The following is a 22,174-nucleotide window of genomic DNA, read 5'->3' as shown; positions in this document are numbered from 1 at the left end:
GTCCGCCCGGGGCTGCGGTGCGCCCGCCCGCGGGCGGCCGGCGGCCGTCAGCGGTGGCGCAGCGCGTTCTGGGCGTCGACGTACCTCAGCATGAGGCGGGCGAAGTCGAGGCGGTCGCGCTCGCTCCAGTCGGCCGTCACGTACTCGAAGGCAGCGCGCTGGTGCCGCCGGAAGCGGGCCATCATGTCCCGGCCCTCGGGGCTGAGGTGCAGGATCGTGCGGCGGCCGTCCTGCTGGGAGGCCGCGCGGACGAGGTAGCCGGCCGAGATGCTGTCGGACACCATGCGGCTGGCCACCGAGGGGTCGACGGCCAGGTACTCGGCCACGGCGCCGACGGTGATCTCGCGGCCGTCGCCCTGTTCGGCCTCCAGGACGATGTTGAGGACCAGGGTACGGCTGAGGTCCTTCTGCGAGATCGGGTTCTCGACCTCCAGGAGCGAGGAGCGCCGCAGCTTCCCGAACGCCGGGCCCACGGCGTCCAGCACTTCCTCGTCGGTCGCCGGCTCGTGCTTCGTCATGCCCCTCATCGTACATATGTGAACTCATGCAGGCATGTGTTGACGTGAAAACGTGTGCATGCAAGCATGCATATGCATCCTCGAACGAATGGAGCTCTCGTGACCATCCTCATCACCGGCGCGCGCGGCAAGGTCGGCCGGGCCGTCGTCGACCGCCTGCACTCCGCCGGCCACACCGTCCGGGCCGCCAGCGCCCGCCCCGCCGAACTGACCGTCCCGGCCGGCGTGGAGACGGCCGAGCTCGTCCTGGACCGGCCGGAGACCTTCGCCGCCGCGCTCCGCGGCGTCCGCCAGGTCTTCCTGTACCCGCAGCCCGCCGGCATCCACGACCTGATCAAGGCCGCCGAGGACGCCGGGGTCGAGCACGTCGTCCTGCTGTCCTCGTCCTCGGTGCTCGCCCCCGACGCCGATACCGACCCGCTCGCGAGCCACAGCCTGAAGGTCGAGCGCGCCCTCGCCGACTCCGGCCTGACCTGCACGTTCCTGCGCCCCGACGCCTTCGCCAGCAACTCGCTGGGCTGGGCCCGGCCCATCGGCCTGTCGATGCCGGTCCAGCTCGCCCACCCGGACGCGCAGATCGCGCCCATCCACCCCGAGGACATCGCGGACATCGCCGCCCTGGCCCTGACCGGGGACTCCCTCACCGGCCGCGCGCCCACCCTGACCGGCCCCGAGTCGCTCTCCTTCCGCGAGCAGCTCGCCGTTCTCTCGGAGGTCCTCGGCCGCGCCGTCCCGGTCGAGCACATCACCCGCGCCGAGGCGGAGGAGCAGATGGGCCGGTACATGCCCGCCCCGATGGTGTCCTCGCTGCTCGACCTGTGGGAGGCCGCCGAGCACGGCCCCGCCGCCCTCGGCGAGACCACCCGGACCCTGCTCGGCGTACCCGCCCGTACCTACCGGCAGTGGGCCCGCGAGAACGCCGACGCCTTCACCGGCCGCTGACCCGCCGGCCCGCTCGCCCACCGACCCTCCGAAGGAGCAGGACATGAAGCCCATCGGCTACTGGCTCAACCGCACGGACCAGGCCCTCACTGCCTCCATGGACGCGGCGCTGGCCGAGTTCGGCCTCACCCGGCTCGGCTGGCAGGTCGTCAACGCCGTCAAGGACGACCCACGGGCCACCGACACCACCGTCCTGACCGACCTGGCCGCGGGAGACGACCCCGCGGTGCTGACGTCGACCGTCGCATCGCTGCTCACCGGGGGCTGGGTGACCCGCCCGCAGCCGGACCGCCTCGCCCTGACCGACGGCGGTCGCGCCCGCCTCACCGAGGTCGCCCGCCGCGTGGCCGACTTCCGCGAGCTGTCGGCGCAGGGGATCACCCGCGAGGAGTACGTCACCGCCGTCAGCGTCCTGGAGCGCATGACCCGCAACCTCACCGGGCCGCGAGAGGGGTCCGCGGCTCGGCCGTGACCGGCAGCGGGGAGCCCTTCGGGCCGCGCAGGACGGTGGCCGCGACGGCAAGGGCGGCCAGGACCAGCACGGCGCCCACCGCGAAGGCCAGGTGGTAGCCGCCGGTCAGCGCCTCGGGGAGGGGCGCACCCGCCGCGGTGAGGGACTCGGTGCGGGAGGCGGCCAGGGTCGAGAGGACCGCGACGCCCAGCGCCATGCCGATCTGCTGGGTGGTGTTGAAGAGCCCGGAGGCCAGGCCCGCGTCGGCCTCCTTCGCGCCGGACATGGCCAGTGAGGTGAGCGCGGGGAGGGCGAGGCCGAAGCCGGCCGCCAGGAGCATCACGGGGAGCAGGTCGGTGAGGTAGTCCGCCTGCTCGGCCCGACCGGGTACGCGCGTCAGCAGACCGAGTACGCCGACCAGCAGGACCAGACCGGCCACCAGCACCCTGCGCTCGCCGAAGCGGGAGTTCAGCCGGGCCGAGACGGTGAGCGAGACCAGCCCGATCACGGCGGCGGCCGGCAGCATCGCGAGACCGGTCCCGGACGCCGAGTATCCGAGCACGTTCTGCATGTAGAGCGCGACGAGGATCTGGAAGGAGAACAGCGCGGCGACCATCAGCATCTGGACCAGGTTGGCGCCGAGGACGCTGCGCGGGCGCAGGACGCGCAGCGGCATGAGCGGGTTGCGCGCCGTGGCCTGGCGGACGAGGAAGCCGGCGAGCAGGGCGAGCGCGAGGACCCCGGACCCGATGGTGCGGGCCGAAGTCGCCCCGTACGTCTCGATCTCGACGACCGTGTGGATCCCGAGCATCAGTCCGGCGGTGACGAGCAGCGCACCGAGGACGTCCGCGCCCGCCCGCAGACCCGGGCCGCGGTCGCCGGGCAGGCCCCGGCGGGCGACGAGGAGCACGGCGATGCCGATGGGCAGGTTGATGAAGAAGATCCAGTTCCAGGTCAGCGCGTCGGTGAGGACACCGCCGAGGACCTGGCCGATCGAGGCGCCGGCCGCGCCGGTGAAGCTGAACACCCCGATGGCACCGGCCCGTTCGCGCGGCTCCGTGAAGAGGGTGACGAGGATGCCGAGGCTGACGGCGGAGGCCATCGCGCTGCCGGCGCCCTGGAGGAACCGGGCGGCGATCAGGACCTCGGGCGAGGTGGCGAGCCCGGCCGGCAGCGAGGCCGCGGTGAACACCGCGGTGCCCGCCAGGAACATCCGCTTGCGGCCGATCAGGTCGCCGAGGCGGCCGGCGAGCAGGAGCAGCGAACCGAAGGCGATGAGATAGGAGTTGACGACCCAGCTCAGCCCGACCGGGGTGAAGCCGAGACCGTCCTGGATGGCCGGCATCGCGACCGTGACGATGCTTCCGTCGAGGACGGTCATCAGCATTCCGGTGGCCAGGACACCCAGGGCGAGCCGTCGGGAACGCACGGGGGAGGCGGAAGGGGAGGGGGCGGCAGCGGTGGCGGGCACGGCGGTCTCTCCTGTTCGTTGGAGGCAACAGGAAGGACCGTAACAGATAGTTTTGTTGCAGACTATCTTTTACGGATCTACTGAGTGGGCACCTGCGTGGGCACCTGCGCCGGCTACCCCTTCTGCCGTGCCCGCCGGGCCGGCCGCGGGCCCTCGACGGGGGTCTCCAGATGCCCCGTGACCAGCCGGTTCAGCGCCCGGAGCAGCACCTCGCGCTCGTCTTCGGGCAGGGCGCCGAGCGCACCCCCGTGGACCTGGTCGACGATCTTCTGGCTCTCCTTCGCGACCTTCGCCCCTTCCTCGGTCACCGCGATGACCCGGGCCCGCCGGTCGGTGCCGGAGGGCCTGCGCTCGGCGAGACCGGCCTTCTCCAGCGCGTCGACGGTCACCACCATCGTGGTCTTGTCCATGTCGCCGATCTCGGCGAGCTGCGCCTGGGTGCGTTCCTCCTCCAGGGCGTGGACGAGCACGCAGTGCATCCGCGGGGTGAGTCCGATCTCGCCGAGCCGCGCGCTCATCTGCGTGCGCAGCACGTGACTGGTGTGGTCCAGGAGGAAGGACAGGTCCGGTTCGGTGCGCGCGGGTGCCATGGCTGTCATGTCCGCCAGCGTAACGAGAATCGATCCGTCGCGGATTATCGGCAACCGGACCACCACTGCCGCCCGGGCCACCGCTCAGGCCAGGATCTTCGCCTTGGCCCGGTCGAACTCCTCCTGGGTGATGTCGCCCTTGTCCTTGAGGGCGGAGAGTTTGTGCAGCTCGTCCGCCGAGCCCGAGCCCGTCCCGGCCGTCTGCTGCACGTACGCGCGGAAGGCCGCCTGCTGCTCCTCGGCCTGCTTGCGGTCCCGTTCGTGCATGCTGCGCCCGCGGGCGATCAGGTACACGAAGATGCCGATGAACGGCAGCACCAGCACGAGGATGAGCCAGCCCGCCTTCCCCCAGCCACCCAGGGTGTGGTCACGGAAGATGTCCGTGATGACCTTGAAGAGGAGGAAGAACCACATGACCCACACGAAGAACCACAGCATCGTCCAGAAGAAGTTGAGAAGCGGGTAGTCGTCCATACTCGACTCCGATCATGCACGTGGTCCTTCATTCATACAGGCGACCCCGGCGGTCCGCATGCGGAGGCCGGTCCGGTAGCGCGCCGGGCTCCGGGCCGTTCTCCTGAAGGCATGGAACGCAACGCAGCCGGCCGGCGCCGACGCGTCCTGCTGGGCCACCTCCTGCGCTCGGTGCTCTCGATCGCCCTGCTCACGGGGCTCTACTACGTGGCCCCCCTGGAGGGCGGGTTCGGGATCACCACCGTCCTGACGCTCGCCCTCGGCCTGGTGGTCTTCGGGCTGCTGACGGCCTGGCAGATCGCCGCCGTCTCCCGCGCGCAGTACCCGCGAATGCGCGCCCTGGAGGCGATGGCCACCGGCGTACCGCTGTTCCTGCTGCTGTTCTCCGCGACCTACTACCTGCTCGGCGCGCAGGACCCCGCGTCGTTCTCGGAGCCGCTGTCGCGCACCGACGCCCTCTACTTCACGATCACCACGTTCGCCACCGTGGGATTCGGGGACATCGTCGCGACCGAACAGGGCAGCCGGGTGCTGGTCACCGCCCAGATGGTCGCCGACCTCATCCTCATCGGCGTGATCGCCAAAGCACTCGTCGGCGCGGTCAAGATCGGCATGCACAGGCGCAGTTCGCAGACCGCCGAGGAGGACGACGAGCCCTGAGCGGCGAAGTGCGCCCCCGAGGTGGACCATCGAGGAAGCGGAAAGGAAGTGAGCCATGCCGCAGTCGCGCCCTCGATCGCAGCCGCCCCCCGGCGGCACGCAGCCGCAGGAGGCCGACGTCCTGAGGCAGACCCTCCGCAGCCCCGGATACCTCAAGCTGCTGATCTTCTGCGCCCTCATCAGCATCCCCGTGTCCCTCGCGTCGTTCTGGTTCCTCGCCGCGCTGCACAAGATGGAACACGCGATGTGGACGGACCTCCCCGAGGCCCTGGGCTGGGACGCCCCGCCCTGGTGGTGGCCGCTGCCCCTGCTGCTCGTCGCCGGTGTCGTGGTCGGCCTGGTCGTCCCGCACATGCGCGGCAACGGCGGTCACCTCCCCGCGGGCGGCCTGCACACCGGCGGGGCCTCGGCCGGCGCCCTGCCCGGCGTCATCATCGCGGCGGTCGCGAGTCTGCCGCTCGGCGCGGTACTGGGCCCGGAGGCCCCGCTGATCGCCCTCGGCGGCGGGCTGGCCCTGCTCTTCCGCAACCTCGCGCAGGCGCCGTCGACGCCGCAGGGCACCGCGCTCGTGGGCGCGGCGGGAGCCGCGGCGGCCATCGCCACCATCTTCGGGAATCCGCTGATCGCCGCGGTGCTGCTGATCGAGGTGGCGGGCGTGGGCGGGCCGCAGCTGTTCACGGTGATGCTGCCGTCCCTGCTGTCCGCCGGGGTCGGCGACCTGGTCTTCACGGGCCTCGGACGCTGGACCGGACTGCCGATCGGCAGCCTGAAGCTCGAACTGGGCGTACCCGTGCCCCACCTGGACGTGCCGGACGTGCTGTGGGCGGTGCTCATCGCGGCGGCCCTGGCCCTCGCCCTGCACCCGGTGCTGAACGGCGCCCGGGTGATCGCCGCGTACGTCCTCGAACGGCCCTTCCTGCGGACCGTCCAGTGCGCGCTGGCCGCCGCGGCCTGCGCCAGCCTCTACGCGCTCATCACCGGCCTCACGCCCGCCGACGTCACCGGGTCCGGCCAGGCGCTGATCGGCCGGCTGGCCGCCGACCCGCACGCCTGGGGCGTGGGCGCCCTGATCGGGATCCTCCTCTTCAAGGGCGTCGGCTACGCCATCTGCCTGGGCAGCCTGCGCGGCGGCCCGGTCTTCCCGGCACTGTGCCTCGGCGCCGTGGCGGGCGTCCTGCTCGGCCCGCTGCCCGGTCTCGGGATCGTGCCCGCGATGGGCGCGGGCATGGCGGCGACCGCCGCGAGCGCCCTGCGGCTGCCCGTGAGCAGCGTGGTGATGGTGGTCCTGATGCTCGGCGGCACCGCGATGATCCCGGTCGTGATCATCTCGGCCGTGGTCGCCTTCGTGGTCACCGAACTGCTGCCCGTGGGGCCCCCGATCCCCGACCTGCCCCCCGTACCCGCGAAGCCCGCCGCGCCCGCGGCACCCCCGGCGCCCGCGGCGAAGTAGTCCGGGCGCAGACCGGGGAGGACCCCGCCCGGCAGCCGGGCGGGGTCCTCCCCGTACGGGCGGCCGGTCTGCCTGTCAGCAGCGCAGGCCGGTGGTGGCGGCCGCGGCCGCCTGGTCCAGGCTCTCGATCTGCGGCTGCAACTGGGTGCGCGCGTCCTTGCCGGTCGTGTCGCCGGGCAGGTCCTGGTAGCTCTTCTTGAGGTTCTCGGCAGCCGACTGGACCGCGGCGCGCTCCGCGTCCTTCAGCTGGGACGCGTTCTCCTTGACGTTCGCCCAGTCCTTCTGGACGGCCTCGTAGGCGTCCTTGACCTGGTCCTTGGTCGCGTTGGCGGGGTCCAGGGCCTTCAGCTTGGCGTTGTCGGCCTTGAGGGCATTCAGGTCGGTGCAGAGGTCCGCCGCGGCCTTGGTGGCCTCCTCCGCGGGCGAGCTGCTGTCGTCGGAGCACGCGGAGAGACCGAGAATCGCGCCGACGCAGAGCACACCGATCACCGGGAAACGCTTCATGGGGGCCTTCCTCAATCTGACGAACCGGGTGTACCGGACTTTCCGGTACACCCGGCAAAAATATGCAGATGAGGGATGACTCCGCATCCGCACCGCCCCGCGCTCCCGCGCGCCGAACCGGCTCAGGGGGTGATGTTCTGGTTCAGGTGGAACAGGTTCCCCGGGTCGTAGGCGCGCTTGACCGCGACCAGACGGTCGTAGTTCCCCTTGTAGTTGGCGCGGATCCGGTCCTGGTCGTCGTCGGCCATGAAGTTGATGTAGCCGCCCTCCTCCGAGTGCGGGGCGGTCGCCTCGTAGTAGTCGCGCACCCAGGCGGTCGCGGACTCGTTGATGGCGGGGTCGGGCCACATGCCGGCGATCACCGTGGCGAACGAGGCGTCCCGGTAGGCGAAGGCCGTCGCGTCCGGCGCGACCCGGTGGCAGGCGCCGTTGATCGGGTAGATGTGGACCGTCGAGTTCACGGCCGGCAGCCCCGGTGCGTGCCGCAGGTGCGCTTCGATGGCGGAGTCGCTGAGCTCGGTGACGAAGTTGGCCTTCCAGTAGTGCTGGAGGCCGGGCGGCACGAGCGCGTCGAAGGCGCTGTTGAGCGCCGGGTAGGGCATCGGGCCCACGTGCTCGGCGACCACCGGCGCGAAGTCCCGGAAGGCCCCGACGGCACGCTCCCCCTCGTCGAGCGGCCCGGACCAGCACGCCACGATCAGCGCGAAGGTGTCACCGTGCCGGTCCTCCGGGATGAACGGGAGCGGCGGGGCTATCTGGAAGGCCGGGAAGCCGCCGAGTTCCTCCGGCGCGTCGGCGATGTGGTCGGCGAAGGAGCGCAGCACGGTGGGGGCGTCCTCCAGTTCGAAGAGCATCGGTCCGCCGTAGACGTCCTTGACCGGGCTCAGCCTGAACTCGAACGAGGTGACCGCGCCGAAGTTGCCGCCACCGCCGCGCAGCGCCCAGAAGAGGTCGGCGTTCTCCTCCTCGCTCGCCACCACCAGCCGGCCGTCCGCGGTCACCACATCCGCCGAGACCAGGTTGTCGCAGCTGAGGCCCAGTCCGCGGGCCAGGTAGCCGATGCCGCCGCCGAGGGTGAGGCCGCCGATGCCGGTGGTGGAGATGATCCCGCCGGTCGCGGCCAGTCCGAAGGCGTACGTGGCCGCGTTGAAGTCGCCCCAGGTGGCCCCGCCCTCCGCGCGGGCCGTGCGCCCCGCGGCGTCGACGCGGACGCCCCGCATCCCGGACAGGTCGGCCACCACGCCGTCGTCGCAGGTGCCGAATCCGGGCACGCTGTGCCCGCCGCCGCGCACGGCGAGGTCGAGCCCGTTCTCGCGGGCGAAGTCGACCGCGGCCATGACGTCCCCCGCGTTGGCGCAGTGCACGACGACCGCCGGCCTCCGGTCGATCATGGCGTTGTGGACCTTGCGCGCCTCGTCGTAGGACTCGTCGTCCGGGGTGACCACCGCCCCGCGTACCCGTTCTCGCAACTGGTCGGTCGAGAGCTTGCCCATGGCCATCGCTCCTCGTGCATCGCGTCGTTCCACGCTGCGTCGTACTACGGCTGCAGGTGGCTGAAGCCCACCTCGAAGCGTTCGACCGAGACGATCCGCTGGCCCTCGCGCTGCGCGGTCTGCTCACGGATCCGGGCGGCCTGTTCCTCGCTGTCCATCATGGTCCGTTCGTCGTCCCACAAGGTCAGCGTCTTGGCCGTGCCCGTGGCCCGGTCGACGAGGTAGTAGACACCCCGGAATCCGGGAACGTCCTGGACCTGCCTGACAATCGCCTCCGAATTCGCAGCCACGTCTCCCTCCGCGGGGACCGGTGATCCCTGGTAGGTGCTCAGCCTCGCGAACATCTGCGGCAGTCCTTCCTCGCAGGGCCGCCGGTCGGGGAACAGGCGGCTCCACGACCAGGGTGCTCCGGCGCGCCGGAGCCCGCATGCCGGAGCGGCGCGACAATGGTGGGGACGGACGCGTGCGCCGTCGCGCGCCCGTCGCCGTATCCGTTGCCGTCGCCGCAGCCGGCGCGACGGCCGAGAGGCGGGACGCCGAGGTGCCGTACATAGCTGTGACCGCCCTGAGTCATGTCGGGCTGGTGCGCGAGCACAACGAGGACAGCCTCGTCATCGGCCCGTGGACCCTGTGCGGGACCGTGACCCAGAATCCGCAGACGCTGGTCTTCCCCTTCGGCAGGCCGCTCGTCGTCGCCGTCGCCGACGGCCTCGGCGGCCAGCCCGCCGGCGAGATCGCCAGCGAGCTGGTGGTGCGCCAGCTCTCCTCGCTCGGGCCCACGCTGGACGGCCCGGAAGCCGTCGGTGACGCGCTGGGCATCTGCAATCGCGCCGTGTACTCGGCGACCGAGGGGCGCCCGGAACTGGCCACCATGGGGACCACGGTCGCGGGCGCCCTCGTTCTGGCGGACTCGCTGCTGATGTTCAACGTCGGCGACAGCAAGGTGTTCCACGCGGCGCAGGACGGGCTGCGCCAGGTCAGCGTGGACGACAGCCCGCCGCCGGCCCCCGGGCACCGCACCACCTCGGCGGTCACCCAGGTCCTCGGCGGCGCCCGCGGGTACAACGAGATCACCCCCCACATCGAGGCCTTCCCGGTGGCCGAGGGCGATCGCTACCTGGTGTGCAGCGACGGGCTGACCGACCCGGTGCCGACCGAGGAGATCGAGGGGCTGCTGCGGGTGCACGACGACGGCCGGGCCGCGTTCGAGCTGTGGCGGGCCGCCATCGACGCCGGCGGCCCCGACAACATCACGCTCGCGCTGCTGCGCATCGGCGCGTAACCGGCACCGGAACGTCCGCGGCCCCCGGGCGGTTCAAGGGGTCGCGACGCTCTTGGTGTAGGCCTCGCCCAGGTCCCGTACGTCCACGGAGGCGTGGACCTCCAGGCCTGCTGCCTTCGCCGTGTGACGCTCCACCAGCTCCAGCACCGCACGGGTCAGTCGGGACTTGGTCTGCGGCGTGCGGCCCCGGGCGATGGCCATCTCGACGTGAACGACCACCGCCCGGGCATCGGTGCCTTCGCCGACGACGGACTCCTCCAGGCGGTGAAAGCGCGTCTTGCAGTTGCCGATCGCGGTGTCGAGGATCTCGACCACCAGCGCGTGCAGTTCGAGCGCGAACGCCCGGCGGTCGAAGGCACCGGTCAGCGAGTCCGAGTAGTCGACGACTGCGTGGGGCACGGGGCACTCCCTGCTCTGCGGATGCGGGGCGGCGGGCCCCGGTACCGCGCCGGTCGGCGGGTACCCGAGCGACGGTAACCGAGCGCGCCCCGCCGGGGGCGGTGTACCGGCCATCGCCCTGCGGGCGGCGTCGCGGAGCCGGGCGGGAACACTTCCATGAAAAACATTCCGGCGCTCATATGATTTTCCGTTTCGAATTCATGCCCGGCGGGCGCGGAATCGAGAGCGGGGCACGCCGGAATTTCCCCGGCCGCCGACATCCGCTGTGCTACCGTGACGTTCGCTGCAGCAGTGGTTCCCAAAAACTTGCGAGTGCTCCCACCGGATTTCCGGTGGGCGCACTTTTTATTTCCGCACACAGTGCGGATCCGGGCACTGCCCCAAAGGAGAATCAATATGGCATCTGGCACCGTGAAGTGGTTCAACGCGGAAAAGGGCTTCGGCTTCATCGAGCAGGAGGGCGGCGGCGCCGACGTCTTCGCCCACTACTCGAACATCGCCTCTTCCGGCTTCCGTGAGCTTCAGGAAGGCCAGAAGGTCACCTTCGACGTCACCCAGGGCCAGAAGGGCCCGCAGGCCGAGAACATCGTTCCCGCCTGACGCCTGACGCCCGACCCCCGCGTCGGCGCGCAGACGCGGCCGGGGCCCGCACCCTGGGGTGCGGGCCCCGGCCGTCCGTTTCTCCCCGAGCGCGCCGAACAGGCCACTCCCCGGAAGCCCGGCCGGTGGGCGAGCACGCTTGCTAGAGTCCGTGCCCATGTCGATCCCTGACGACCTGCTCCTCGCCCTCGCCGCCATGGTCGAGTCGGAGCAGACCAATCAGATGTCCCTGACCGTCGTGGTCCACGGCGCCGTCATCACAGGCCGCCTCGCCCCCGAGAGCGTCTGGCGCCAGCGGGTGGCCGAGGTCCTGCGGGACTCCGACCAGCTGGGCCCGTTCGCCGAGATCTTCAGCTCTCCCGGACACGGCGACAGACAGCAGGCCGGGGCACCCGCGCACCTTCATTTCCACGTGGCACGCATCCTCCAAGGCACCCTGGGCATCCCCGAAACCGGCGGAATGTACCGGATCGCGGTCAAGGACGTCAGCGCCTGGACCGTCGGGGACTTCAGCTACTCCGACAAATAACCCATCACCCGTCCCTGCAGCACGGAGGACGGCCGCCGCAATTCGACTGCGGGGGCCGTCCCCGACGACCCGTGCCGGACACAATGGAATGGCAATACCGCCGACCGGGGCCGCACAATGTCGCCATGCGGATCTCGATGCTGGGGGCCCTGGACGTACGGGGCGAGGACGGAAGCGGCGTCGCGGTCGGGGGGACGCGCCTGCGGGCCCTGCTGATCCTGCTGGCACTCGAACCGGGGCGGGTGGTCGCCTCCGAGCTGCTGGTCGACCGGATCTGGCAGGACGCTCCACCGGTCGGCGCCGCCAACGCCCTTCAGGCACTGGTGTCGCGGCTGCGCCGGGCCCTGCCCGGCGTGGAGGTGGCGGCCCACCCGGCCGGATACCGCCTGGTCGTCGAGCCCGACGCGGTGGACGTGGTCCGCTTCGAACGGCTGGCCTCGGCGGGCCGCGGGGTACTGGCCCGGGACCCCGCCGCCGCGGCGTGGCTGCTCCGCGAGGCCCTGGAACTCTGGCGCGGCCCGGCCCTGCTGGACGTCGCGGCCTCCGCTTCCTTCCGGGCCCCGGTGACCCGGCTCTCGGAGCTGCGGACGGCGGTCCTGGAGGACCGGATCGAGGCGGACATACGAGTGGGACGCGGCCGGGAGCTGACCGGCGAGCTCACCTCCCTCGTCGCCGAACACCCCTTGCGGGAGCGGCTCGTCGGGGCGCTGATGCGGGCCCTCGTCGCGGCCGGACGGCCCGCCGAAGCGCTCACCGTCTACGGGAACGCGCGCGAGGCCCTCGCCGAGGAGCTCGGGACGGACCCCTCACCGGAGCTGTCCGCCCTGCACACCGCCGTACTGCGCGGACAGGTCGAGGTCCCCGCGGGGCCGCCGCCCGCGGCCGGCGGTCGGCCGCCGGGCCCCGACGCACCGTCACCGCCGTCACCGCCGTCACCGCCGACCAACCTCCGGGACCCACTGGCCAGTTTCGTGGGCCGGGACGAGGATCTCGGCCGGATCGAGTCCCTCATGGGCCGGTTCCGGCTCATAACGCTCATCGGACCCGGCGGCGCCGGAAAGACCCGGCTGGCCCTGCAGAGCGCCCGCCCCCTGCTCGCCCGGTTCCCCGACGGCGTCTGGCTGGTGGAACTCGGACCGCTGGGCGCGGCGGCCGACGTGGCGCCCGCCGTCCTGAACGCGCTGGCCCCGCGGGACCAGGCACCCGCCACGGGTGACCCGCTGGACCGGCTCACCGCGGCCCTGCGCACCCGCACCGCACTGCTGGTCCTCGACAACTGCGAGCACCTGGTCGAAGCCGCCGCCCGGGTGGCCGACCGGCTGCTCGGCGCCTGCCCGGGGCTGCGCATCCTGGCGACCGGCCGGGAGCCGCTCGGCCTCACCGGCGAGGCACTGTGGCCGGTGGGGCCGCTGGACCTCCCGCCCGAGGGCGCCGACGCGGCGCGGGCCATGTCGTACGCGGCGGTACGGCTGCTGAACGACCGGGCGGCGGCGGCCCGTTCCGGCTTCGCCGTCACCGACGAGAACGCCGCCGCCGTGACCCGGATCTGCCGGGCCCTGGACGGAATGCCGCTGGCCGTCGAACTGGCGGCGGCCCGGCTGCGCGCGATGAGCGCCGAGCAGCTCGCGGCCCGGCTCGACGACCGCTTCCGGCTGCTGACGGGCGGCGCGCGGACGGCTCCGCGCCAGCACCGGACCCTGCGCGCGGTGGTCGACTGGAGCTGGGAGCTGCTGACGGAGGCCGAGCGGGTCCTGCTGCGCAGGCTCGCCGCCTTCCCCGGCGGCGCCACGGTGGAGACGGCCGAGGCGGTCTGTGCGGGCGGGCCGGTCGAGGCGTACGACGTGCTCGACCTGATCACCTCGCTGACCGACAAGTCCCTGCTGGTGACGGCGGGCGACGGGCGCTACCGGATGCTGGAGACGATCCGCGCGTACGGGCTGGAACGGCTGGAGGAGGCCGGTGAGCGGGAGGCGGTCCGCCGCGCGCACGCCGCCTGCTTCACCGCTCTGGCCCGGGCCGCGGACCCGTACCTGCGGCGGGCGGAGCAGCTGGAGTGGCTCGGGCGGCTCGCCGAGGAGCACGACAACCTGGCCGCGGCGCTGCGCGGCGCGATCGCGGCGGGCGACGCGCGGTCGGCCGTACGGCTGGTGGCGGCGGCCGGGTGGTACTGGTGGCTCGGCGGACACAAGGCGGAAGGCGCCGAACTGGCGGCGCGGGCCCTCGCGTTGCCCGTTGCGGACGAGAAGGGTGACGACGGGGCGAACGGGGACGACGCGGCCCGTGCCGTGGCCTGCGCACTGGCGGTGCTCTTCGCGACGGCCGGACTCGGGGACGACCGGCGGACCGGTGAACTGCTCCGCGAGGGGATGCTGCTCGCCGGACGCAGCGGGAGCCGGCATCCGGTGGTCCGCTTTCTGGAGCCGCTGGAGCGGCTGCTGCCCGGTGCGGACGGGGAGAGGGCGGCCCCGCCGGACGCGTGGGCGGGGCTGCTGGCCGACGAGGACCCCTGGGTGCGGGCGCAGGCCGGGCTGGAGGGCGCCAAGACCCTGCTCGGGGCGGGCGGCCCGCCCGCGCGGGCGCAGGCCGCGATCGAGGCGGCCCTGGCCGGGTTCCGTGGGCTCGGGGAACGCTGGGGGATCTCCTTCGCGCTGACGCTGCTGGCCGATCTGGTGGCCCGGGGCGGCGACCACCGCGCGGCGATCGGCCACTACGAGGAGGCCGTGGCGGTGATCGGCGAGCTGGGTGTCGTCGAGGACCGGCTGTACGCCTGGGTCAGGCAGGCACAGCTGTGCCTGCTCGCCGGGGACCCGGCGGGCAGCGCGGCGGTGATGGCCCGGGCGGAGCGGGACGCGGTGGCGGCCGGCTGGCCCGAGGCGCTGGCCATGATGGCGCACGGCAAGGCGGACCTGGCGCGCTGGAACGGCGAGCCGGTGTCGGCACGGGCCGAACTGGCGCGGGCCGGGGAGGCGGTCCGCGAGGTCGCCGTGCACCCGGTGTTCGAGGCCGTGGTGCTCGACTCCCTCGGGTACCTGGACGCGGCGGACGGCGCGTTGGCCGCCGCCCGCGCCCACCGCTCCGAGGCGCTGGAGCTGGCCCTGGCCTGCGGGCACGCCCCGACGCTCGCCCAGGTGCTGGTGGGCGTCGCGGACCACGCGGTCCGGCTGGACCGGCCGCGGGAGGCGGCCCGGCTGCTTGCCGCGGCCCTCGCGGTGCGCGGCGGGCCGGACCACTCGCGCCCCGACGCGGCCCGGGTGGAGGGCGCGGCGCGCGCCGCGCTCGGCGATGCGTACGAGGAGTACGCGCGGTACGAGGAGTACGCGCGGTACGAGGACGCCGGCGGAGCCCCGGGGACGGCGGCCGTACGGGACCTCGTGCGGGTCACGCTGAGTGGTTGAACTCCCCGGGAAGCGCCCCGGACGGCGGCGGACCGTGAGGGTGCCGGGTTCGCTCGGTCCGGATTCCGCGGCGTGGATTCACACATATATTCGCTCGTATCAAAAACGATCGTAACGACAATGAGCGCATTACGCTTGCGCGCATGACGACGGAGAGCATGAAGGTACGGCGCGGGCTGCCCGAAGGGGCCGGCCGGGTGGCCGGCGTGACGGGCCACCAGTCGGCCGGGCGGTACGGGTGCGGCGCACGCCCTGGCTGCGGGACGTGCGGGGATTCGGGGGCGTGACGACGATGCACAAGGAGGTGGCGGCGCGATGAGCGGGATCCCCACGCGGATGGTGGTGCACGCGCTGGTCCGGGAGGACGGGACGGTCGCGGGCGAGGAGCTGTACGAGGTCGCAGCCCTGCTCGGGATGACCGACCAGCAGGTGCGGCTGTGCGTGAAGCGGCTGGAGACCGAGGGCCGGTTCACGGTGGAGGGGCGGGGCCGGCGGGCCGTGCTGCGCCTGGCGGGGACGCAGCCAGGGGCCGGGCCGGCGCTCGTACCGGAGGTGGAGTTCGTCCGGCACGCCTACCGCCAGGACCGGGGACTGGAGCCGTGGGACGGGCTCTGGCACGCCTTCGCCTTCGCCGTACCGGAATCCGCGCGGGCCGCGCGGGACTCCCTGCGAGACGCGCTGACCGGGCTCGGGGCCGCCCCGGTCCAGGGCGGTCTGTACGTCACGCCGAACGCGATCGGCCCGTACGTGCGGGCGCACGCGGCGGAGCTGGGCCTGTCGGAGGCGCTGACCTGCCTGAGCACCCGGGACCTGACAGTGGGCGGCACCTCGGACCCCCGCGCCCTGGCGGAGCGGCTGTGGCCGCTGCCGGAGATCGCGGCACGGTACGGGGAGCTGCGCGCGCTCGCCGAGCAGCCGGCCGGAGCCGACCGGGTCGCCGGGCTGGCGCACGCGGTGACGCTGGCCGCCGCCTTCTCCGCGGCGATGCTCCCCGATCCGCTGCTCCCGCCCGAGCTGCTGCCGCAGCCGTGGCCGGGCACGACGGCCCGGGCGGCGGCGTCCGACGCCTGGGCCGCGCTGGGGGCCACCGCCCCGGCCGCCGGGCCCCGGCTGTTCCGCCTGTACGGCGAGGCTCTGGCCTGACCCGGCCCCCCAGCACCCCGGGCCGATCCCCGGCCCGTCCACATCCTGGACAACTACGCTCGTTTCATGAACACAGAAGCCGATGCCCTCGCCGCCGTGAAAGACGCCGACCGGAAGCACGTCTTCCACTCCTGGTCGGCGCAGGACCTCATCGACCCGCTCGCCGTGGCCGGCGCCGAGGGTTCGTACTTCTGGGACTACCAGGGCAACCGCTTCCTCGACTTCTCCAGCGCCCTCGTCTACACCAACATCGGCTACCAGCACCCGAAGGTCACCGCGGCCATCCAGGAGCAGGCCGCCAAGCTGTGCACGGTCGCGCCCGGCTTCGCCGTCGACGTGCGCTCCGAGGCCGCCCGGCTGATCGCCGAGCGCACCCCCGGCGACCTCGACAAGATCTTCTTCACCAATGCCGGTGCCGAGGCCGTGGAGAACGCCGTCCGCATGGCCCGGCTGCACACCGGCCGGCCCAAGGTGCTGTCCGCGTACCGCTCGTACCACGGCGCCACCTCCACCGCGATCAACCTCACGGGCGACGCCCGCCGCTTCGGCAACGACTCCGCGACCGCCGGTGTCGTGCACTTCTGGGGGCCGTTCGCCTACCGCTCGCCCTTCTACGCGGCCACCCCCGCCGAGGAGTGCGAGCGGGCCCTGCGCCACCTGGAGGACACCATCGTCTTCGAGGGGCCGCAGTCCATCGCCGCGATCATCCTGGAGACCGTCGGCGGCGCCCCGGGCGTGCTCGTGCACCCGGACGGCTACCTGGCCGGCGTACGCGCGCTGTGCGACCGCTTCGGCATCGTCTTCGTCCTGGACGAGATCATGGTCGGCTTCGGGCGCACCGGTAAGTGGTTCGCCTCCGAGCACTGGGACGTGACCCCCGACCTGATCTGCTTCGCCAAGGGCGTGACCAGCGGATACCTCCCGCTCGGCGGGGTCGCCATCTCGGCCGCCATTGCCGAGACCTTCGCCCGCCGGCCCTACCCGGGCGGGCTGACGTACTCCGGGCACGTGCTGGCCTGCGCGGCCGCCGTCGCGACGATCGGCGTGATGGAGGAGGAGGGCATCGTCGAGCAGTCCGCCCGCACGGGCGCGGAGCTGCTCGGCCCCGGCCTGCGCGCGCTCGCCGAGCGGCACCCCTCGGTCGGGGAGGTCCGCGGGCTCGGCACCTTCTGGGCCCTGGAACTGGTGCGCAGCAAGGAGACCCGCGAGCCGCTGGTGCCGTACAACGCCTCCGGGGCGCAGAACGCCCCGATGGCCGAGTTCGGGGCGGCGTGCAAGAAGGGCGGGCTCTGGCCGCTGATCGCCGGGAACCGCATCCACATCGCGCCGCCGTGCAACATCTCGCCGCAGGACGTGGCCAAGGGGCTGGAGATCCTCGACGAGGCCCTCACGGTGGCGGATGCGCACACTGCCTGACCTGGGCTTCTGTGGGGTCGCCCAAGGCGTGGGTGCTGGTGTTCGGATGATTCGTACGGGGATCAACCCCCCGTGCGCGTGCTGCAATCCGTGCAGGCCGCAATACGCACAACAGGCCAAGCACCTACGAACCGGGATGCACGTCAGGCCCGGGGCGGTCCCTCGGCGAGGGGCCGAACGGCGGGGAGCGGGACGTCCTTGATCCGGGCGGGCGCTGGACGCCGGGCGTACGGGATCCAGACGACCGGACTCCGTGTTCCCGAGTACCCGAAGGAAGACAGCATGAGCAAGCACGTCCTGGCCCAGAACCAGTACGGCAAGGCCGAGAACCGCATCGTGAAGGTCACCCGCAAGGGCGGCGACGGTTCCTGGCACGAGATCCGCGACCTCAACGTCTCGGTCGCGCTCCGCGGTGAATTCCGCGATGTCCACCTCACCGGCGACAACGCCAACTGCCTGCCGACCGACACCACCAAGAACACCGTGTACGCCTTCGGCAAGGAGCACGGCATCGACTCCCCCGAGGCCTTCGGCATCCTGCTCGCCAAGCACTTCGTCTCCTCCCAGGAGCCGATCCGCGAGGCCCAGATCCGCATCGAGGAGTACGTGTGGGACCGCATCCCGGTCCCCACGCGCAAGGAGCAGCACTCCTTCGTCCGCAAGGGCCAGGAGGTGCGCACCGCGCAGATCACCTACAGCGAGACGACCGGCCTGCAGGTCATCTCGGGTCTGAAGGACCTGACGGTGATGAACTCGACCAACTCGGAGTTCCACGGCTACATCAAGGACAAGTACACGACCCTCAAGGAGGCGTACGACCGGATCCTGGCGACCAAGGTCACCGCGCGCTGGGCGCACTCGGCGCTGGCCGCCGACGACGCCGGGTACGACTGGGACCAGGCGTACAAGAAGGTCCGCAAGAACCTGCTGGAAGCCTTCGCGGAGACGTACTCGTACTCGCTGCAGCAGACCCTGAACCAGATGGCCGAGCGGGTGCTCGACAACTGCGCCAAGGTCAACGAGGTGCGTCTGAACCTCCCCAACAAGCACCACTTCCTCGTCGACCTGGAGCCCTTCGGCCTCAAGAACGACAACGAGGTCTACTTCGCGGCGGACCGGATGTACGGCCTGATCGAGGGCACCATCCACCGCGACGGCGTGCAGCCGGTGATCGCCACGTCCGACTGGATCGTCGCGTGACGCACGGGTGAACGCCCGTCGGCCCGGACCGCGTCGCGGGGTCCGGGCCGAACCGTTTCACCCCTGCGGCTGGTGCTCGTCCTGCTCCTGTCCGACCAGGAGGTTCCAGCGCCCCGCCCGCCCGGTGAGGGTGGTCACCGTCTCCGGCCGTACGTCGAGCCGCCAGAAGGCCGCCGCGGGCAGTTCCAGGGCGTGCACCACGGCCGCCCGGACGACGGCCTGCTCGACCGCCATCCGGTGCGTGCCCTGCGCCAGGCCCGCCAGCACCGCCCCGACGCGCGCGATCAGCGCGTCCACGGACTCACCGCCCGGTGGCGCGTACGCGGGATCCGACATCCAGGCGTGCACGGCCGCCGGGTCCCGGCCCGCCACCTCGTCCAGGGTGCGCCCGGCCCATTCACCCGTGGACAGACCGCGCAGCCCCTCGTGGCCCGGGCACGGCCGGGCGTGCCCGAAGCGGCCCTGGCGGGCGGCCGCGTCCAGGGGAAAGGTGATGAGCCGAACTCGTACCAACGGGGTCTTCATAAGGGGAGCGTAAGCGCGGTACGGTCACAAATGGTTCAATTGACTTACGACGGAACGACGGAAGCACGGTGAGAATCCGGCACGGTCGCGCCACTGTGAAACCTCCCGGAGGGGAGGAAAGTCAGACCCGCCACCGTCGCAGCGAGCACCACTGACCGGGACGCGTGTTCCCTCTGGAGGTTCTGCCATGGCCCACTCCGCCGTGCCCACGACGAACTCACCCGCCGTCGCCCCCATCTCGCTCTCCGCGCTGGCCCCCTGGGCCGTGTTCGTCGGCATCCTCATGCTCGTCCTGCTGTACTTCGTCGGCGCCGAGCAGGGCGCCACCTCGGTCTTCGAAGGGGAGACCATCCACGAGTGGCTGCACGACGGCCGCCACCTGCTCGGGTTCCCCTGCCACTGATTCCCCTGCCACCGACCGACGTCCCAGCAAGGGAAAGCAAGGGAACAGACCGATGACTTCCACTTCTCCGGGTGGGGTCTCCCCCCGCACCCTGCTCGTCCGCGGCATGCTCGCCGGCCTGCTGGCCGGCGTGGCCGCCTTCCTCGTCGCCTACCTCCTCGGCGAGTCCAAGGTGGACGCGGCGATCGCCATCGAGGAGGCCGCCGCGGCCGGTCACGACCACGGCGAGGACGCCCCGGTCGGCCGGGCCCTCCAGGCCACGGCCGGGCTCGGCACCGGCGTCCTGCTCTACGCGGTGGCACTCGGCGGCATCGCCGCGCTCGTCTTCTGCTTCGCCCTGGGCCGCATCGGCCGCTTCGGCCCGCGGGCCACGGCCGCACTGGTCACCGGGGGCCTCTACGTCACCGTGACCCTGGTGCCGTTCTTCAAGTACCCCGCGAATCCCCCCGCCGTGGGCGACCCCGGGACCGCCGCTCGCCGGACCGCCCTCTACCTCCTGATGATCGCCCTGAGCGTGCTGCTGTCGGCCGGCGCACTGATCCTCGGGCGACGGCTCGCGCCGAGGCTCGGCAACTGGAACGCGTCGGTGGTCGCCGGCGCGGCCTTCGTCCTGGCCATCGGCCTCTCGTTCGCCCTGCTGCCCGGTGTCGACGAGGTCCCACCGGGCTTCCCCGCCGCGCTGATCTGGGAGTTCCGGATCGCGTCCCTGGCCATCCAGACGGCCCTGTGGACGACTTTCGGCCTGGCTTTCGGTTTTCTAGCCGAACGAGCCCTTGTGTCCGCCTCCGCACCCAAGGAGGCTGTGCAGCCGATGAGTTGAGCACGAGGGGGCCGGTAGTACATGGCGACGGCGATCAGGCAGTGGCGGGGCTGGACGGGCGCGGCCCCGTTCTGGCTGAACTCGCTCCTGCTGCTCCTGGCCCCCTGCTGCGCGGTCACGCTCTTCGGCCAGATCGGGATCATCGCCGCACTGGCCGCACTGGGCGGCCTGGCCCGCCACCTCTGGTACGGCGACTACGGCCACCCGGCCATGCACCTGGCCGGGGCGCTGATGGGTGCGGGCGCGGCCGCCCTGGTCATGTGGGGCTAGGCCTCCCTTCCGGAGCCAGTCGGCGTCTCTCACCCGTTCGGGCGCACGGGTACCACCGTGGGCATCCGGTGGGCGGACCCTTCGCGAACTGCGAAGACTCCCCGATCGGGCGACGACACGCCCGTGACGCCATGTCAGTCCACCGTGTTGCACGGGGTACCGACGGGCAGAGGAGGTGTCCACTGCTCACATGACCCGGCCGCCAGGGCCGGACAGGAGGGATTCCCATGCCCCGCGCCAAGTGGGCCGTCGCTTCGCTGACGGTGGTTCTGCTGTCCACCGGCATCGTGGTGCTGCAACGGACCGAGGGTGCCCGGCCCGCGGCCGTGACCACCGACGACGCGCTGCCCTCCCGGGCGTTGGGGCTGTCGGGCCACCGCCGTCTGGTGCGGGAACTGGAGCAGTCCGGCGAGCACACCCCCGGTACGGGGGCCCGGTCGCCGGGGACCGCCCCCGGGCCGCTGCGGACGGTCACCGGACCCCTGCGGGCCGCGCGCCCCGTGCGGTTGCTCATTCCGAGCCTGGACGTGGACCTGCCGCTGACCGGCGGCCGCGCGGAGGTCGTCTGGGACACCGGGAGTCCGGCGCCGGGTGCGGCCGGGACCGCGGTGGTCACGGTGGAGGGGGTTCGCCTCGACGGGTTGCGGCGGGGCCGGACCATCGAGATCCCCCGTGCGGACAGCCGTACGGCCGTGTTCACCGTCGTACGGATCTCACCCGGCCGGGCCTCCGGCCACGAGGGCGCGTCGGGCCGGGCCCAACTGCGGCTGGTCGGTGGCGAGACCGCCGTGCTGGCCCGGCTGACCGGGCAGCGCCGCGCCCACTGAGACCACCGGATCGGGTGGCGGTCCGTCAGCCGAGGGGGGTGTCTTCGTCCCCCGGTCGGGGGCTTCTCGGGGTCCGACCGGGAGTCGTCCGGCGTGGCGGGGCAGACCCCTCGCATGAGCGGGAGGCACCACGCGCGTTCGGCACTGGCCAGGGCCCTGACCGTGGCCTGTGTCGTGCTGCTGTGCGTCTTCGGCGCCGGTCCGGCCGGAGCCGAGGCCGCCGAGTTCCGCCCCGCCTCCACCGCGCCCGCCGTGCCCGCCGCGCCGGGCGCCCCCGCCGAGTCCCCCGAGCCCGGCGAGGGCCAGTCCGATCCGGCTCCGGCCCCCGATCCCGAGGCGCGGGCGGCCGTACGGACGGTCACGCGCGGGCTGTCCGGCGTGCGGCGGGCACCGCTCGCGGTGTTTCACGTGGAACACGCGGCCGCCCCGGTGCGCGGGCCCGCCGCGGAGGCGGCCGAACCGGCCCTGTCCCGGCGGGCGGTGCGGAGTGTGGTGCTGCGCTGCTGAGCGGACCGAGGTCCGGACGCAGCCCCCCACCCCCCCCCTGAGCACCGTGAGGTTCCGCCATGCCCATCGACCCGTACGCCGCACTGAACGCCATGCTCCGCGCCGAGGTCAGCCGGATCTCCCCGCCGGTCCGCCGGACCGAGCCGGCCGCCGCCCCGAAGGCCACGGCCGCGGCAGCCGCCCCAGCCACCGCCACGGTCGCCGCGGCCGAGAGCGAACCGCAGCGGCCCGCCCCCGCCGATTCGGCCGCCTAGGACCGCGCGGACGCGCCGGGAGCGCCGGGGTTCCCGGCGCTCCCGGCGCGT

General features: G+C 72.7%; 26 protein-coding genes. 17 read left to right on the top strand and 9 right to left on the bottom strand.

Features of this window, described 5'->3' with window-relative positions:
- Positions 1-47 precede the first annotated feature (47 nt).
- Positions 48-518 carry a MarR family winged helix-turn-helix transcriptional regulator gene (locus tag ACXNSR_RS20620; protein ID WP_458637013.1) on the bottom strand — a complete coding sequence of 157 codons (471 nt, stop codon included), beginning with the start codon at positions 516-518 and terminating at the stop codon, positions 48-50.
- Between the two features lie 99 nt (positions 519-617).
- Here ACXNSR_RS20620 and ACXNSR_RS20615 point away from each other — a divergent pair, with 99 nt between their 5' ends.
- On the top strand, positions 618-1,460 hold the full coding sequence (locus ACXNSR_RS20615) for an NAD(P)H-binding protein (RefSeq protein WP_458637012.1): 843 nt from the start codon (positions 618-620) through the stop codon (positions 1,458-1,460).
- Between the two features lie 43 nt (positions 1,461-1,503).
- Positions 1,504-1,932: a MarR family winged helix-turn-helix transcriptional regulator gene (locus ACXNSR_RS20610; protein WP_458637011.1), complete on the top strand. Its 429-nt coding sequence runs from the start codon at positions 1,504-1,506 to the stop codon at positions 1,930-1,932.
- On the opposite strand, the gene ACXNSR_RS20605 is transcribed toward ACXNSR_RS20610, so the two are convergent.
- The 3 genes from ACXNSR_RS20605 to ACXNSR_RS20595 form a co-directional block, all read right to left on the bottom strand.
- Entirely contained in the window at positions 1,895-3,298 is a 1,404-nt protein-coding gene (locus ACXNSR_RS20605; RefSeq protein ID WP_458643351.1) for an MFS transporter, read from the bottom strand. The genes ACXNSR_RS20610 and ACXNSR_RS20605 overlap by 38 nt on opposite strands.
- A 197-nt stretch (positions 3,299-3,495) precedes the next feature.
- Positions 3,496-3,981, bottom strand: coding sequence for a MarR family winged helix-turn-helix transcriptional regulator (locus tag ACXNSR_RS20600; RefSeq protein WP_458637010.1), 486 nt, complete (start codon positions 3,979-3,981; stop codon positions 3,496-3,498).
- Between the two features lie 75 nt (positions 3,982-4,056).
- Positions 4,057-4,446, bottom strand: a complete 390-nt coding sequence (locus ACXNSR_RS20595) for an SHOCT domain-containing protein (protein ID WP_458637009.1) — start codon at positions 4,444-4,446, stop codon at positions 4,057-4,059.
- Between the two features lie 111 nt (positions 4,447-4,557).
- Between ACXNSR_RS20595 and ACXNSR_RS20590 the strand changes: the two genes are divergently transcribed.
- Together ACXNSR_RS20590 and ACXNSR_RS20585 are read left to right on the top strand one after the other, a co-directional pair.
- A complete protein-coding gene (locus tag ACXNSR_RS20590; protein WP_458637008.1) occupies positions 4,558-5,106 on the top strand; it encodes a potassium channel family protein in 549 nt (182 codons plus the stop codon).
- A 55-nt stretch (positions 5,107-5,161) separates the two neighbouring features.
- A complete protein-coding gene (locus ACXNSR_RS20585; protein WP_458637007.1) occupies positions 5,162-6,556 on the top strand; it encodes a chloride channel protein in 1,395 nt (464 codons plus the stop codon).
- Between the two features lie 75 nt (positions 6,557-6,631).
- On the opposite strand, the gene ACXNSR_RS20580 is transcribed toward ACXNSR_RS20585, so the two are convergent.
- The 3 genes from ACXNSR_RS20580 to ACXNSR_RS20570 form a co-directional block, all read right to left on the bottom strand.
- On the bottom strand, positions 6,632-7,060 hold the full coding sequence (locus ACXNSR_RS20580; RefSeq protein ID WP_458637006.1) for a hypothetical protein: 429 nt from the start codon (positions 7,058-7,060) through the stop codon (positions 6,632-6,634).
- A 122-nt stretch (positions 7,061-7,182) separates the two neighbouring features.
- Positions 7,183-8,553, bottom strand: coding sequence for an FAD-binding oxidoreductase (locus tag ACXNSR_RS20575; protein ID WP_458637005.1), 1,371 nt, complete (start codon positions 8,551-8,553; stop codon positions 7,183-7,185).
- 44 nt (positions 8,554-8,597) lie between these two features.
- Positions 8,598-8,843 (bottom strand): hypothetical protein, encoded by a 246-nt coding sequence (locus ACXNSR_RS20570; protein ID WP_458637004.1) that lies wholly within the window; start codon positions 8,841-8,843, stop codon positions 8,598-8,600.
- 251 nt (positions 8,844-9,094) lie between these two features.
- Here ACXNSR_RS20570 and ACXNSR_RS20565 point away from each other — a divergent pair, with 251 nt between their 5' ends.
- Entirely contained in the window at positions 9,095-9,835 is a 741-nt protein-coding gene (locus ACXNSR_RS20565) for a PP2C family protein-serine/threonine phosphatase (RefSeq protein WP_458643350.1), read from the top strand.
- A 33-nt stretch (positions 9,836-9,868) separates the two neighbouring features.
- Here ACXNSR_RS20565 and ACXNSR_RS20560 read toward each other — a convergent pair whose 3' ends face one another.
- The gene (locus tag ACXNSR_RS20560; protein WP_458637003.1) at positions 9,869-10,234 is read right to left on the bottom strand and encodes a 5-carboxymethyl-2-hydroxymuconate Delta-isomerase; all 366 of its coding nucleotides are present in this window, start codon (positions 10,232-10,234) and stop codon (positions 9,869-9,871) included.
- 396 nt (positions 10,235-10,630) lie between these two features.
- On the opposite strand from ACXNSR_RS20560, the gene ACXNSR_RS20555 reads away from it, so the two are divergent.
- The 6 genes from ACXNSR_RS20555 to pucL all read left to right on the top strand — a co-directional run bounded on the left by ACXNSR_RS20555 (position 10,631) and on the right by pucL (position 18,517).
- A complete protein-coding gene (locus ACXNSR_RS20555; protein WP_030011983.1) occupies positions 10,631-10,834 on the top strand; it encodes a cold-shock protein in 204 nt (67 codons plus the stop codon).
- A 157-nt stretch (positions 10,835-10,991) separates the two neighbouring features.
- Positions 10,992-11,363, top strand: coding sequence for a hypothetical protein (locus ACXNSR_RS20550; protein WP_458637002.1), 372 nt, complete (start codon positions 10,992-10,994; stop codon positions 11,361-11,363).
- 125 nt (positions 11,364-11,488) lie between these two features.
- Complete coding sequence (locus tag ACXNSR_RS20545; RefSeq protein WP_458637001.1) at positions 11,489-14,758, top strand: BTAD domain-containing putative transcriptional regulator; 3,270 nt, start codon at positions 11,489-11,491, stop codon at positions 14,756-14,758.
- Positions 14,759-15,073: 315 nt separating this feature from the next.
- Positions 15,074-15,901, top strand: a complete 828-nt coding sequence (locus ACXNSR_RS20540; protein ID WP_458637000.1) for a PaaX family transcriptional regulator C-terminal domain-containing protein — start codon at positions 15,074-15,076, stop codon at positions 15,899-15,901.
- 66 nt (positions 15,902-15,967) lie between these two features.
- Entirely contained in the window at positions 15,968-17,317 is a 1,350-nt protein-coding gene (locus tag ACXNSR_RS20535) for an aspartate aminotransferase family protein (protein WP_382589035.1), read from the top strand.
- Between the two features lie 282 nt (positions 17,318-17,599).
- Positions 17,600-18,517 (top strand): factor-independent urate hydroxylase, encoded by a 918-nt coding sequence (gene pucL / locus ACXNSR_RS20530; RefSeq protein ID WP_458636999.1) that lies wholly within the window; start codon positions 17,600-17,602, stop codon positions 18,515-18,517.
- A gap of 57 nt (positions 18,518-18,574) precedes the next feature.
- On the opposite strand, the gene ACXNSR_RS20525 is transcribed toward pucL, so the two are convergent.
- Positions 18,575-19,042 (bottom strand): histidine phosphatase family protein, encoded by a 468-nt coding sequence (locus ACXNSR_RS20525; RefSeq protein WP_458636998.1) that lies wholly within the window; start codon positions 19,040-19,042, stop codon positions 18,575-18,577.
- 187 nt (positions 19,043-19,229) lie between these two features.
- On the opposite strand from ACXNSR_RS20525, the gene ACXNSR_RS20520 reads away from it, so the two are divergent.
- From ACXNSR_RS20520 to ACXNSR_RS20495, 6 genes are all read left to right on the top strand, one after another.
- Positions 19,230-19,445 (top strand): CbtB domain-containing protein, encoded by a 216-nt coding sequence (locus ACXNSR_RS20520; RefSeq protein ID WP_150258425.1) that lies wholly within the window; start codon positions 19,230-19,232, stop codon positions 19,443-19,445.
- Between the two features lie 52 nt (positions 19,446-19,497).
- Positions 19,498-20,265, top strand: coding sequence for a CbtA family protein (locus tag ACXNSR_RS20515; RefSeq protein ID WP_458636997.1), 768 nt, complete (start codon positions 19,498-19,500; stop codon positions 20,263-20,265).
- Positions 20,266-20,286: 21 nt separating this feature from the next.
- On the top strand, positions 20,287-20,535 hold the full coding sequence (locus ACXNSR_RS20510; protein ID WP_458636996.1) for a hypothetical protein: 249 nt from the start codon (positions 20,287-20,289) through the stop codon (positions 20,533-20,535).
- Between the two features lie 227 nt (positions 20,536-20,762).
- Entirely contained in the window at positions 20,763-21,362 is a 600-nt protein-coding gene (locus ACXNSR_RS20505; RefSeq protein ID WP_458636995.1) for a class F sortase, read from the top strand.
- 114 nt (positions 21,363-21,476) lie between these two features.
- The gene (locus tag ACXNSR_RS20500; RefSeq protein ID WP_458636994.1) at positions 21,477-21,869 is read left to right on the top strand and encodes a hypothetical protein; all 393 of its coding nucleotides are present in this window, start codon (positions 21,477-21,479) and stop codon (positions 21,867-21,869) included.
- A 59-nt stretch (positions 21,870-21,928) separates the two neighbouring features.
- On the top strand, positions 21,929-22,123 hold the full coding sequence (locus tag ACXNSR_RS20495; RefSeq protein ID WP_458636993.1) for a hypothetical protein: 195 nt from the start codon (positions 21,929-21,931) through the stop codon (positions 22,121-22,123).
- Positions 22,124-22,174 lie beyond the last annotated feature (51 nt).

Source organism: Streptomyces sp. NC-S4 (assembly GCF_054353315.1).
This window is presented reverse-complemented; position numbering and strand designations above follow the sequence as displayed.